Origin of the sequence: Streptomyces sp. NBC_00647 (assembly GCF_045207245.1) — a bacterium.
Lineage (GTDB): Bacteria > Actinomycetota > Actinomycetes > Streptomycetales > Streptomycetaceae > Streptomyces.
Genome location: NZ_CP109040.1, coordinates 9033405 through 9046205, shown reverse-complemented (window position 1 = coordinate 9046205; position 12801 = coordinate 9033405). Strand labels below are relative to the sequence as shown.

Annotated in this window: 9 protein-coding genes and 2 pseudogenes; 4 read left to right on the top strand and 7 right to left on the bottom strand. The window is 70.4% G+C overall.

From position 1 onward, the window contains the following. Positions 1 to 21 precede the first annotated feature (21 nt). On the top strand, positions 22 to 540 hold the full coding sequence (locus OG788_RS39715) for a class I SAM-dependent methyltransferase (RefSeq protein ID WP_406375791.1): 519 nt from the start codon (positions 22 to 24) through the stop codon (positions 538 to 540). A 168-nt stretch (positions 541 to 708) separates the two neighbouring features. Here OG788_RS39715 and OG788_RS39710 read toward each other — a convergent pair whose 3' ends face one another. Beyond that, the gene (locus OG788_RS39710; RefSeq protein WP_406375790.1) at positions 709 to 1329 is read right to left on the bottom strand and encodes a TetR/AcrR family transcriptional regulator; all 621 of its coding nucleotides are present in this window, start codon (positions 1327 to 1329) and stop codon (positions 709 to 711) included. Between the two features lie 140 nt (positions 1330 to 1469). On the opposite strand from OG788_RS39710, the gene OG788_RS39705 reads away from it, so the two are divergent. Next, positions 1470 to 2624, top strand: a complete 1155-nt coding sequence (locus OG788_RS39705) for an FAD-dependent oxidoreductase (RefSeq protein WP_406375789.1) — start codon at positions 1470 to 1472, stop codon at positions 2622 to 2624. A 225-nt stretch (positions 2625 to 2849) separates the two neighbouring features. Here the strand turns inward: OG788_RS39705 and OG788_RS39700 are convergent, their stop codons facing one another. Beyond that, positions 2850 to 3968: an FAD-dependent oxidoreductase gene (locus OG788_RS39700; protein WP_406375788.1), complete on the bottom strand. Its 1119-nt coding sequence runs from the start codon at positions 3966 to 3968 to the stop codon at positions 2850 to 2852. Positions 3969 to 4021: 53 nt separating this feature from the next. Here OG788_RS39700 and OG788_RS39695 point away from each other — a divergent pair, with 53 nt between their 5' ends. After that, on the top strand, positions 4022 to 4714 hold the full coding sequence (locus OG788_RS39695; protein ID WP_406375786.1) for a TetR/AcrR family transcriptional regulator: 693 nt from the start codon (positions 4022 to 4024) through the stop codon (positions 4712 to 4714). Between the two features lie 646 nt (positions 4715 to 5360). Here the strand turns inward: OG788_RS39695 and OG788_RS39690 are convergent. Then, positions 5361 to 6551 (bottom strand): annotated as a pseudogene (locus OG788_RS39690) (RNA-guided endonuclease InsQ/TnpB family protein); the annotation flags it as partial. A gap of 23 nt (positions 6552 to 6574) precedes the next feature. On the opposite strand from OG788_RS39690, the pseudogene tnpA reads away from it, so the two are divergent. Next, a pseudogene (gene tnpA, locus OG788_RS39685) lies at positions 6575 to 6850 on the top strand (IS200/IS605 family transposase); the annotation flags it as partial. 185 nt (positions 6851 to 7035) lie between these two features. Here the strand turns inward: tnpA and OG788_RS39680 are convergent. Genes OG788_RS39680 through OG788_RS39665 form a run of 4 tightly spaced genes read right to left on the bottom strand, consistent with a single transcriptional unit; the run spans position 7036 to position 12791 of the window. Then, positions 7036 to 9054, bottom strand: coding sequence for an acetoacetate--CoA ligase (locus OG788_RS39680; protein WP_406375785.1), 2019 nt, complete (start codon positions 9052 to 9054; stop codon positions 7036 to 7038). Between the two features lie 16 nt (positions 9055 to 9070). After that, positions 9071 to 10678 carry a bifunctional 3-(3-hydroxy-phenyl)propionate/3-hydroxycinnamic acid hydroxylase gene (locus OG788_RS39675; protein ID WP_406375784.1) on the bottom strand — a complete coding sequence of 536 codons (1608 nt, stop codon included), beginning with the start codon at positions 10676 to 10678 and terminating at the stop codon, positions 9071 to 9073. Beyond that, on the bottom strand, positions 10675 to 11649 hold the full coding sequence (locus OG788_RS39670) for a fumarylacetoacetate hydrolase family protein (RefSeq protein WP_406375783.1): 975 nt from the start codon (positions 11647 to 11649) through the stop codon (positions 10675 to 10677). The genes OG788_RS39675 and OG788_RS39670 overlap by 4 nt, the downstream gene beginning before the upstream one ends. Further along, positions 11646 to 12791, bottom strand: a complete 1146-nt coding sequence (locus OG788_RS39665) for a VOC family protein (protein ID WP_406375782.1) — start codon at positions 12789 to 12791, stop codon at positions 11646 to 11648. The genes OG788_RS39670 and OG788_RS39665 overlap by 4 nt, the downstream gene beginning before the upstream one ends. Between the last annotated feature and the right edge of the window lie 10 nt (positions 12792 to 12801).

The window sequence follows — 12801 nt, the reverse complement described above, 5'->3', positions numbered from 1 at the left end:
CCGGCCGGTGTGCCGGCCGAGGTGGCCGAGCTGCCGGCCGACACTGTCCGGGATCTTCCCCATCCGACGCTGCTGGACCTGGGCACCGGCACCGGGCAGGTCCCCCGCGCTCTCCTGAAGGCTCTCCCCTCCCTCGCGTACATCGAAGCGGTCGACCGGAGCCGGCCGATGCTCGACCAGGCCCGGGCCCCGCTCACGCCCGTGCTCGGGGAGTGCACCCTCAACCTCGTCCAGGCCTCGGCCGACGTCTACGAGCCCCTCGCCCCACTGCCCGGGGAGGACAGATGGACGCCTGACCTGGTCACCTGCTGTCGGGCCTACCACTGGACGAACGGTCCGGACGTCCTGGCGATGGCGCACCGGGTCGCCGCCCCGCAGGCCACGCCGGCGATCACGGGGGACGTACCAGGACACCCACGAGAGACGCCTGCCGGCATCCAGGACCGCGACGCCGACCGCGATGTCTTCTGGCGCCTCAGCCTCACCCGGCCGCAGATCACCCAGGTCCGGCCGACCGCGGTTACGGCGGGGAACTCATGAACTGGGCCCGCGAACGCCTCTGACTCGCTCAGCGCATCGTCTCCCGGCCCAGAGGCAACAAAGGCTTCGTCGTCCTGCCCCGCCGCTGGAAGGTCGAGCGCACGATCGATACCGATGGCCTGACCTCTGGCCGCCTACTGGTCTTCCGGTTCTCCCCAGAGGCGGCCGCTAGGCGGGGTCGTGGCCGTGTGGGGCGACGGTGGTCGTCCAGCCCTGGTCGAGCAGGAGGCATGCCTGGTCGATGGCGGCGACAGGGTCGGGGCGGGAGCCGGCGAACGCGAGGGTCTCCAGGGTGAACCGGGCGTAGGCGGCACAGAGGAGGTCGTCGTGCGGTCGGCCGGTCTGGTCGGCAAGCGCGCGGGCCAGGGCGTTCTCATGGCGCAGGGCCATGGTGCGGGCGTACTCGCGCAGGGCCGGGGTCTGCTGGACGAGTTGCTGGAGTTCGGCGAAGCGCGGGTCGCGGGTGTGGGGCGAGGTGACGAAGGCGGTGAAGTGGGCCCGCAGGGCCTCGGGGATCGTCTGGCCCGGGGGCCGGTCGGTCACGGCGTTGACCAGGGCGGCTTCGTTGCCGGCGTCCTCGTCGAAGACCAGGGCTTCTTTGCCGTCGGGGAAGTAGTTGAACAGGGTCGACACCGACACGTCGGCGACTTCGGCGATCTCGCGGACGCCTACCTGGTCGTAGCCGCGTTCCATGAACAGCCGCAGCGCTGTGTCGGCCAGTGCCTGGCGGGTGGCGGCCTTCTTGCGTGCGCGCCGCCCGCCCGGTGCTGCGCGGTCGGTCCGATCCATGCCGCGAACCATACCTCTAATATTCGAACAGCGACATATTTGTAACTGTTGTATGTTTGTAGCGGTTGGAAACTTACACCGGTGCTGGACACGTCCGCGGCACAAGGCCGCGCACCGCAGCACCGGAAGAAGGGACCCTCATGAGCTCCGTAGCACCCATTCAGGCCAGGATCAGCATCATCGGCGCCGGACCGGGCGGGCTGACCTGCGCCCGCATCCTGCAGCGGCGCGGCATCGCGGTCACGGTCTATGACCGCGACGCGGGCCCCGAGGCCCGCAACCAGGGCGGCACCCTGGACCTGCATGCCGACAACGGCCAGATCGCCCTGCGCGAAGCCGGCCTGCTGGCGGAGTTCTTCAAGCTGGCCCGCCCCGAAGGCCAGGAAATGCGTCAGATGGACCCGAGGGGCACCATCACCTCCCACCAGGTCCCGGAGGCCGACGAGCTCTTCAAACCGGAGATCGACCGCGGCCAGCTGCGCGACCTGCTGCTGGACTCTCTGCAGCCGGGAACCATCCAGTGGGGCCGCGCCCTGGAGAGGGTCAGCGGTCCCGTCGACGGGCCCCGACAGCTGCACTTCGCCGACGGCGCCACCATCGAGACCGATCTGGTCATCGGCGCCGACGGCGCCTTCTCCCGGGTGCGCCCCGCCGTGTCCTCCGCCGTCCCCGAGTACTCCGGGGTGAGCTTCCTGGAGGCGTGGTTCAACGACGTCGAGAACAGCCATCCCGAGATCTCCGCACTGGTCGGCCAGGGCGGCGCCCACGCGGCCGACGGCGAGCGCGGCATGTTCGCCCAGCGCAACAGCGGAGATCACATCCGCGTCTACCTCATCCAGCGGGTCCCGGTCGACTGGATCAGCCGGAGCGGCCTGACCGTCCAGGACACCGACGACCTTCGGGCCCTGCTCCTGGACCGGTACGCCGACTGGTCCCCGAGCCTGCTGCGGATGATCACCGACAACGAGGGCCCCTACACCCACCGCCCCATCCTCGCCCTGCCGGTCCCGCACACCTGGAAGCACAACCCGACGGTGACCCTGCTCGGCGACGCCGCCCACCTCATGCCCCCGCTGGGGGTGGGCGTCAACCTCGCCATGCTCGACGCCAGCGAACTCGCCCTCGCCCTCGCCGAGTCCCCCACCGTCGACGAGGCCATCCGCATCTACGAGCAGACCATGCTTCCCCGCTCCACCGAGACCGCCAAGATCCTCGAAGGCGGCGCCGAACACCTGCTGTCCGCCGATCTTCCCGAATTCGACGACCACGACAACGACAACGGCGCCCAGTCCTGAGCCCGCGCAGAGCCCAGGGCGCGCAGCCAGCGCGGCCCGCGAGGAGGATCGGACCGGCGCGGCGGTGCCGTACCGACCCGTGAAGCCGTGGCGAGCCGGTGCCGGTGCTCTTGCTCTTGCTCTTGCTCTTGCTCTTGCTCTTGCTCTTGCTCTTGCTCTTGCTCTTGCTCTTGCTCTTGCTCTTGCTCTTGCTCTTGCTCTTGCTCTTGCTCTTGCTCTTGGCAGTCAGGATGGCTGGACTTGGTCGAAGAGGGCGAGGGCTTCTGCGGGGTCCTGGCTCACGAGGCGTTCCAGACCGGCCGTCGTGATTTTCGCCCACCTACCGGCCCGTGCCCACATCTGTTCCTCGAAGGTGCGGATGGCCTCGTCCAGATCTCCAGGGCCGGCAGTGATGGCCTCGGCGAGTTCGGCGCCTTCCAGCATCGCGAGGTTCGCGCCCGCCCCCAGTGGGGGCATCAGATGGGCGGCGTCGCCCAGTAGCGTCACCCCGGGGACATGGGTCCAGGTGTGGGACACGGGCAGGACGTAGAGGGGGCGGTGGACGAAAGCGGTGCCGTGGCGGAGGAGGTCGAGGACGGGAGCGGCCCAGCCGTCGAACAGAGCCAGCAGGCTCGATCGCACGGCCTCGACGTCGGCCAGGTCCAGGTTCGTGTGCCAGTCCAGCAGCGCGCGGAACTGGGCGTACACCTTGACGTGGCCGCCGCTGTTGCGCTGGGCGACGAGCTTTCGGTTCACGCCGTACACCGCCACGGAACCGTCGCCGATCAACCGGGCGAGGTCAGGGTGGCGGGTGTCGACGTCGTCCAGGGAGGTCTCGACCAAAGTGACGCCGGTGTAGTGCGGTGTCACCGGCGAGACTGCCGGGCGGACCCGGGACCAGGCGCCGTCCGCGCCGACCACGAGGTCGAACGACTCCTGCCGCCCGTCCGCGAAATCGACCCGTACGCCGTCCCGGGTCCCCGGCACCACCTGCGTCACGCCCCGACCCCACTGGACGTCGAGAGGTCCGAGCAGCAGGTCACGGAGTTGCCCGCGGTCGATCTCGGGATTGGCCCGGTCGTCCGGACGGGGTCGCCAGTCGCGCAGGACGGTCCCGTCCGTGTCCAGGATGCGCATGGCCTGCCCCTCGGGGCGGGACAGCGCCTGGAACTCCGCCAGCAGCCCCGCCTTGTCCAGCGCGAGCTGTCCCATCCCTTCATGCAGGTCCAGCGTGCCGCCCGGGGGGCGGGCGTCGGGAGAGGGATCGCGTTCGAGGACGGCGACGGGGTGGCCATGGCGGTGCAGGACACGGGCGAAGGTGAGGCCGGCAGGGCCGCTCCCGATCACGGCGATACGATGTCTCATGCCGATACACTGTATTTCCCTATTACTCTGCATCGCAACAGAACGGTGTGACCGTGACTGTGTGGGACCGGCCGGAGCCGCCGTCTCGCCCCGTGCCGCTCGACCGGGAGCGGATCGTCGCCGCCGCCATCGCGCTGGCCGACGAGGGCGGGCTGGAGGCGGTGTCGTTGCGCAAGGTCGCCGCCCGGCTGAACGCCGGCCCGATGCGGCTGTACGGATACATCTCCACCAAGCAGGAGCTGTTCGACCTCATGGTCGACGAGGTCCACGCCGAGATCCTCCCCGAGGAGCAGCCCGGTGACTGGCGGGAGGCGTTGCGCGTCCTCGCCCAGCGCACCAGGCAGGCCGTTCTCCGTCACGATTGGATGGCCGACCTGCTCGGCGGCCGCCCGACCCTGGGCCCCAACGGCCTCGCCGTGACCGAGGCCAAGCTGGCCGCCCTCGACGGGCTCGCCGACATCGACACCGTCATGCGCGCCGTGGAGACTGTCAGCTCCTACTCCACCGGCGCGATCAGGCGCGAGATCGCGAACCTGCGGGCCGAGCGCGCCACCAGCCTGTCCAAGCAGGACTGGCGGCGCGCCTCCGGCCCGCATGTGACGAGGATGTTGGCCACGGGCCGCTTCCCGGCACTGGCCAAGGCCGTGCACGACAGCACGGACGTGGACGCCGAGACATCCTTCGCGACCGGCCTGGACTGGGTCCTCGACGCCGTGGCCGCCAAACTCACCCGGCCACCGGCGTGACGCCTTGCTCTTGCCGAGTGTGAGCGCGGGCGGGGTCGCGCGGATCGACCTTTGGTGAGCGACCCGTCGAAGGGATGCAGTACGTCATCGATGGCGGCGGCCGCCTCGGCGACGGCGGTCAGGCCCCGGGCCGCCTGGTCGCGGCGGCGCAGTCGGAGGGCGAGGGTGACGCCCGTGTCGAGGAGGGCGGCGCGGAAGGCGGCGCCGTCCAGGGTGTGCCGGGGGAAGGTGCGGCTCACGCTCGCGGTGGCGGGCAGGGTGCCGGGGGACGACGGGGCGGGGGTCGATGCCGCGGGCCCGGTCGGCGGCCTGACACCCGTCGGACTTCGGATCCGATTCCTCGCGATCAGGCGGCGGCAGCGGCCCTCAGGCCCAAGCGACGGCGTCCTCCACGGGCACGCGAGGCAGCCGCGGGAACCACGGGTCGGCACCGGGGTGGCCGATGTTGACCACGAGATGCGAACGCCAGCCGGTACCGGCGAAGAACTCCTCGTCCACACCGGCCCGGTCGAAGCCCGCCATGGGACCGGCCGCGAGCCCCGCTGCGCGCACCGCGAGTAGGAAGACCCCGGTTTGCAGTGCCGAGTTTTGACATCCTCCTCGGCCTAAAGGCCGGGGATTCCAATCTGCTCCCGCCGCGGCGACGCGGTGGGAGCTCTTGGTGGGTTCCTGTTTCGTTGCGCTGTGCGGGCACGGGTGCCCGTCTTACCTGCGCTCCACAGGCCGGCACCGCCAGTCCGGCGGCCTTGGCGACGTTGACCGCCGCGTTGATGTCCCGGTCCAGGACCGCCCCGCACGCCCCACATGTCCACATGCGGACGTTGAGGGGCTTGGGGCCGTCCTTGACGCCGCAGTGTGAGCACACCTGGGAGGTCGGCTCGAACCGGCCGATCCTCACAAAGGTGCGCCCGTACCGGGTGGCCTTGTACTCCAGCATGGTCACGAACGCCGACCAGCCGGCGTCGTGGACGGACTTGGCCAGGCGGGTGCGGGCGAGTCCCTTGACCGCCAGGTCCTCCACGGCGATCGCTTGGTTCTCGCGGATCAGCCTGGTGGAGAGCTGGTGGTGGAACTCGCGGCGCGCGTCCGCAACGCGGGCGTGTGCCCGTGCGACGCGGACCCTGGCCTTGTCCCGGTTCTCGCTGCCTTTCTCCTTGCGGGACAGCTCCCGCTGTGCCTTCTTCAGGCGCTTCTCGGCTCGGCGCAGGAAGCGCGGGCTGTCGACCTTCCGGCCGTCGGAGAGGACCGCGAAGTGCCCGAGGCCGAGGTCGATCCCGATCTCGGGCGTCGTCTGCGGCAGTACCTCCGAGGCGTCCGTCTCGACGACGAAGCTCGCGAAGTACCGGCCGGCCGCGTCCTTGACGACGGTCACGGTGGACGGGGTGGACGGCAGCGTCCGGGACCAGCGCACGGGCACGTCGCCGATCTTCGGTAAGCGCAGCTTCCTGCCGGGCGTGATCCGCCAGGCCGCGTTCGCGGTGAAGCGGACCGACTGCCGGTTGTCCCGCTTCGACTTGAAGCGTGGCGCACCCGTCCTGGGGCGTTTGCCCTTGAGGCCGTCGAAGAAGTTCCGGTAGGCGGTGTCCAGGTCCCTCAGGGACTGCTGGAGGATCACCGCCGAGACCTCGCCGAGCCAGGCCCGCTCCGGCGTCTTCTTCGAGACCGTCAGGTTCCTGGACAGCTCCGCCGAGGTGACGAACGCCAGCCCCGCCCTGCGGGCGTCCTCGCGGACGCGCAACGCGTCGTTGAAAACGACCCGCGCACACCCGAACGCCCTCGCCAACGCCACACGCTGACCAGCCGTCGGGTACAGGCGGAAGCTGTACCGAAGCTGCACAACGATCACCATACCGCTGGCCCATGTCGCCACGATGGGAAACAAACCCCGATATCCGCAGGGGTCGACCACTCATCTTCAACCTGCATGCACACGTGGTGTTCGTCACCAAGTATCGGCGTGGAGTCATGAACGACGAGGTGCTGACGCGCTGCGAAGAGGTCATGCGCAAGGTGTGCGAGGACTTCGACGCGGAGCTGAAGGAGTTCAACGGCGAAACGGATCACGTCCACCTGCTCGTGCACTACCCGCCCAAGGTCGCACTCGCCAGCCTGGTCAACAGCCTCAAGGGGACATCGAGGGTCTGCTGCGGTTCGCGGTCAGTCGTGCTCATGATCTCTCTCTTACTTCGGTTGGGCGGATTGGTGGTGTGCCGAGGCGGGTTGACCGCCCCGGCACCACGCGGTGGGGACGGGGTTTGTGGAGCCGCCCGGGGCACAAGGGCCGGACTGTCACGTGGACCCTGTGGCCCCCCTCGGCGTCGTCATGTGTGGTCTGCTGACCGCTTGTTCCGCTCCGCGCCCAAGTGGGAGAAGTAGGCGATCAGATCGGGGTCGTCGACCGCCGAGGGGTTCAGGACCTGCTCGGCGGGGGCACCCTGGAGCAGGCGCTTGACGGGAACCTCGAGTTTCTTGCCCGTCTTCGTGTGCAGGAGGGCCGGCACGGCGAGGATCTCGTCGGGGACGTGGCGGGGTGAGGCGCCGGCGCGGATCGCGTCGCGGATCTTCTCGCGCAGTGCGTCGTCCAGGCCGATCCCGTCGGCGAGGACGACGAAGAGGGGCATCCAGTAGCCGCCTTCGGGTTCCTCCGCGCCGATGACGAGGGCCTCGGTGATCTCGGGGAGGCGTTCGACGACGTCGTGGATGTCGGCACTGCCCAGGCGCACGCCGTTGCGGTTGAGGGTGGCGTCGGAGCGGCCGTGGACGATCACCGAGCCGCGCGAGGTGAGGGTGATCCAGTCGCCGTGCCGCCATACACCGGGGTAGGCGCCGAAGTAGGCGTCGCGGTAGCGGCTGCCGTCGGGGTCGCTCCAGAAGTACAGCGGCATGGACGGCATGGGGCGGGTGACGACCAGTTCGCCGACGCGGTCGAGGACCGGCGTTCCCTGGTCGTTGTAGGCGGCCAGCGCCACGCCCAGGCAGGGGGCGGACAGCTCCCCCGCCCAGACGGGAGTCGTGGTGGCGCTGCCGGCGAAGCCGGAGACGATGTCCGTGCCGCCGCTGGTGGAGGCCAGTTGGATACCTGCGCCCACATGGTCGCGGACCCAGGGGTAGGCGGTGGCGGGCAGGGCGGAGCCGGTGCAGCCGACGACGCGGATGGCGGACAGGTCGTGCACGGAGGGTTCGATGCCCAGTTTGGCCATGGCCAGCAGGTACTGAGGACTGGTGCCGAAGACGGTGACCTTGTGACGGGCCGCCAGCTCCCACAGGACGTCCGGACGTGCCTGCGGTGCCGGGCTGCCGTCGTAGGTGCAGGTGGTGGCACCGGTCAGCAGGGTAGAGACGAGCAGGTTCCACATCATCCAGTGGGTGGTGGTGTACCACAGCAGGCGGTCCCCGGTGCCTAGATCGGTGTGCAGGCCGAGCATCTTGAGGTGTTCGAGCAGGACGCCGCCGTGGCCGTGGACGATGCCTTTGGGCAGGCCGGTGGTGCCGGAGGAGAACACCACCCACAGAGGGTGGTCGAACGGCACCGGGGCAAGGGAGAGGTCCTCAGAGCGAGTGGCCGCCTCCTCCCAGGGCACGGCCAGCCCCGGGTGCCCGCCCTCGGGCCAGGCAAGGCCGACGTACTCCACGCGCACCGTGGCCTTCAGCGTCGGCAGGGCGGTGGCGAGTTCGAGCGAGGCGGCGCGGCGGTCGTGAGTGGTGCCGTTGAAGAGATAGCCGTCGGCGGTGATGAGCACCGTGGGTTCGAGCTGGGCGAAACGGTCGCCGGCGGCCTTGGGTGAGTAGTCCTGGCCGCACACCGACCACACCGCGCCCAGACTGGCGGCAGCGAGGAAGGCGATGACGGCGTGGGGGGTGTTGGGCAGGTAACCCACCACCCGGTCGCCCTGTTCGACGCCCAGGTCGCGCAGGGTGGCTGCGACGGAGGCGACCCGGGAGCGCAGTTCCCGGCCCGTGATCTCGTAGCTGGCTCCTGTCTCGTCCAGCGCGGTGACGGCGGGAGCGTCCGGCTGCAGATTGCGCAGCGCGTGGTGGGCGTAGTTGAGGGTGGCGCCGGGGAACCAGCGGGCGGCTGGCATGCTCTCCTCGGCCAGCACCCGCTCGTACCCGGTCGTCGCGTCGATGTCGAAGTACTCCCATACCGCGGCCCAGAAGCCTTCGAGGTCGGTGACGGACCACTGGTACAGGGCTCGGTAGTCCGTGGGGTCCTGGATCTCTTCAGCGCCCCCGTGCCGGGCCGCCCATCGGGCGAAGTCCGCTATGCGGCTAAGGGCGGCCGACTTCGGGTCGGGAGTGAAGAAGGGTTCCGTGTACGGCACAAGGTGCGGGCTGGTCATGGTGAGGTGCTCCTCGTCAGGGGGCGGGCAGGGCGCCGGCGGTACGACGGGCCGTGTGCAGCAGGGGGGCCCAGGCGACGGTGTCCGTGAAGTCGCCGGTGCCGGCCGGGACGGTGTCCGTCACGACGCGGTCGGGGCGCAGCAGGACGGCGTCGGCACGGCCGCGTGCCAGCCAGCGGGCCAAGGTGCCGTCGTCGCCCAGTTGGTCGACGTGGATCGTCGGGGCGCCCAGTGCCGTGGCCACGGCCGTCATGTGCGCCGTGGGCGGCACAGCGGTCAGGACGGCGAAGGAGTCCCCGAGGACGTCGTCGAGGCGCACGTGCCTGCCGTCGTGCCGTACCCAGGGCTGTGGGCAGAAGGTGCCGGCCAGCGTGCGGCCGGTCAGCCTGGGGCGGCGCCGTACGAGTGGGCCGGCGGGCAGGGCGGGGCTGAGGTCACGGCTCACCGCCTCGGTCACGCCGGGGATGCGACAGACCGCGCCCACCGCGGCCCGGCGGAACGCCGCAGCGCGGTCCTGCCCGCCGGTCATGGCCCAGCCGACGGCGACCGCCACACGGATCGCATGGCGGGCGTGTGGCTTGCGCTCGCGTTCGTAGGTGTCCAACAGCACGTCGGGTGCGCCCTGTTGGAGGACGCGGGCGAGTTTCCAGGTGAGGTTGTTGGCGTCGCGCAGGCCGGAGCACAGACCCTGCCCGACGAAGGGCGGAGTGAGGTGGGCGGCGTCGCCCAGCAGGAAGAGACGCCCCTTGCGCCACCGGTCGGCGAGACGGGCCTGGAAGGTGTACTGCGCCTGCCGGATCACCTCGAAGTCGTCGCACTGCTCGGCCGGCAGGTCCACCCAGGGGGCTACCAGCACGCGCAGGCGATCCCATCCGTCCGGACCGTCCAGCTTCTGGTCGTCGGCCAGCCGGAACTCCCAGCGGTAGCGGTCCTCACTGATGCGCATGAAGGTGGCCGGCCGGGTCGGGCAGCAGATCTGCTCGGCGCCGTCCCAGGTACGCACCGAACGGCTGGTGCGTACGTCGATGACGCGCCAGCTCTCCTGGAAGTGCAGGTCCTCCCACTCGGTGCCGATGGCGTCACGGGTGAGACTGCCCGCACCGTCGCAGCCGAGGACGGCATCGGCCCACAGGTGCTCCTCCTCGTCGCTGCCGTCGCGCCGGAAGGCGACCCGGACGGGACCCGGCGAGTCGTCCGGTCCGTCGGTGTCCCGTGCGACGGACACGACCTCCGCCCCGCTCCACAGCTCGCACTCCGGGCGGCGCGCCAAGGCGTCACGCAGCAGGCGTTCCAGCTCGGGCTGGTGGAACATGCTCAGCTGCGGGAAGCCGTGGAGTCCGTCCAGGGACCGCGGGAACTCGGTGATCACGCGGTGCCGGGCGTCCAGCAGCCGCAGCCCGGGCGACGGGCGGGCGAGGGCGGCGAATTCCTCCTGGACGCCGATGCTCTGCAGGATCCGGCGGATCTCGTCGTCCACTACGACGGCGCGCGGCAGGGGGTAGATGTCCCGATGGCGTTCGAGGATCAGGCTGGGCACTCCCTGCCGGGCGAGCAGGAGGGCGGCGGTGACCCCGACGGGTCCCCCACCGATGATGACCACCGGCCTGCGGGATGAGGCCTTCACGGTGCGTCCGTGACGGGGGTGTGCTGCTCGCCGAGGTCGATCTGCCCGTCGGGGGTGGCGATCGTGGCGGTGATGAGGTCACCGTTGCGCAGGTAGCGAGGGTTCTTGGCCTGGCCCTTGAAGAAGGCCTTCCACTTCAGTGCGGGCGGCAGCAGAGCGGCGATCTTCTCGACCGGCTTGGGCGGGGCCTTCAGGGCCGTGCCGCCGGGAGTGCCGGTCAGCAGCAGGTCGCCCGGGTCGAGGGTCTGGAAGCGGGCGAGCAGGGTGAGCGCCTCTGCGGGCCGGACGATCATGTCGGCCAGCGTGCGGTCCTGGCGCGAGACACCGTTGACCGACAGCCGCAGCCGCAGGTTCAGCAGGTGGGCGAAGTCCTCGGGCTCCAGCAGGGCCAGGTACGGCCCCGTCGGCGTGAAGGTCGGGTAGGACTTGCTCTCGTAGAACTGGGTCTTGGTCAGCTGGACGTCGCGGGCGCTGACGTCGTTGGTCAGGACGAGCCCGGCGACGTAGCGCGGCAGGTCCTGCTCCTCGACGACGGTACCCACCGGCAGGGTCGCGCCCATGACGAGGCCGAGTTCCACCTCGTAGTCGAGGAACTTCACGTGCTCGGGGCGCACGATCTTTTCGTGCGGTCCGCTGACCGAGCCGGACGCCTTACGGAAGAAGGTGGCCGGGATGTCGCCGGTGAAGCCCGAATCCTTGGCGTGGCTACGGTAATTGACCATCTGGGCGACCACCCTGCACGGGGTGGTGACCGGAGGCAGCAACACCAGGTCGGCGACGGGCGTGCCGCTCTCGGCGGAGGCGGCGGCCTCGCGGACCGCGTCGCGGTCGGCCAGCAGTTCGGCGGTGGTGACCGCCTTGGTCTCGATGCGGACGGCGCGCTCGTCCAGGACGACCCACCAGCCTCCCCCACTCTCGGCTCCGCTCGAGCGGGAGGTGCCCCCAGCGGTGCGCAGAACGTTGGTACTCATGAGCTCATCGCTTTCATCAGGCCCAGCAGGCGTGCGGGGTCCAGTTCGTTGTCGCCGCGCAGGGCCGCCAGGACCTCACGCAGCTTGGCGGGGGACGGGCTCGCGCCCAGGAAGTCACGGGTGACCGGCGGGCCCCACTGGGCCAGGCCGCTCCCCGACATCGGCGCCCAGCCCGGCTCCAGGTCGCAGGAGAACAGGTCACCGTCGGCGAAGTGCTCCAGCATGAAGTGATCGGGGTCGCGCCAGTAGTCGAACAGCTGGCTGCCCTGGATGTGCCGGCCGATGCCCCAGCTGCGCTGGTAACCGCGCTCGGCCAAGTACTCCCCGCCGGCCCCGATCGCGTCGAGGTCGGTGACCTGGTAAGCCGAGTGGACGTAGCCGGTCCCGGGCCCCAGATGCAGGGCCAGCGTGTGGTGATCGACGGCCACGCTCCCCTGGTCGCAGCGGATGAACGCCATCGTCGGACCGCGATCGCGCTGCCCGTCCAGGAACAGGAAGTCGGACACGATCAGGCCCAGCGTGTCCAGGTACCAGTCCAAGGCGCGGGAGAACACCCGGGTCTCCAGGACCACATGGCCCAGCCGCTGGATACGGGACGGCTCACGGGGCGGACGCCGGGTGACGTTCGTACGACGGTGACCGGTACCGAAGTTGAGCAGCAGCGTCTCCTGCTCGGGCAGCGCGGGCAGGTGCTCGGCGCAGTGCACGACCCGGACCGGCAGGCCCGAGGGATCGAGCAGGGCGACCGACTGCCCGCCTCCGGGTACGCCGATGTCCCGGACGGTACTGCCGGTGGCGCGGGCCAACCGGTCCAGGTCGGCCCGCTCGGCCGCGCGGAACGCCGGCCCGATGAAGCGCGACACACGCCCACGGCGGATCACCATGCAGGGCGAGCCGGCGAAGGTGCCGCGCAGCCACAGCTCGTCCTCGGTGCGGGCTGCGATCGCGAAGCCGAAGTCACGGGCGAAGACCTCGGCCCGGTTCAGGTCGGGCTTCTCGAACTCCAGCCAGGCCAGGTCGGCCGCCTTGATCACGGGATTCCGGGACCGTCCCGGATGCTCACCGCGCAAGGGGCCCTGCTCACTGTGGAGGTCTTGGTGGGGCGTCTGGGGAGCGGCCTGGTCAACGGGGGTGCGGGACATGGTGACCTCC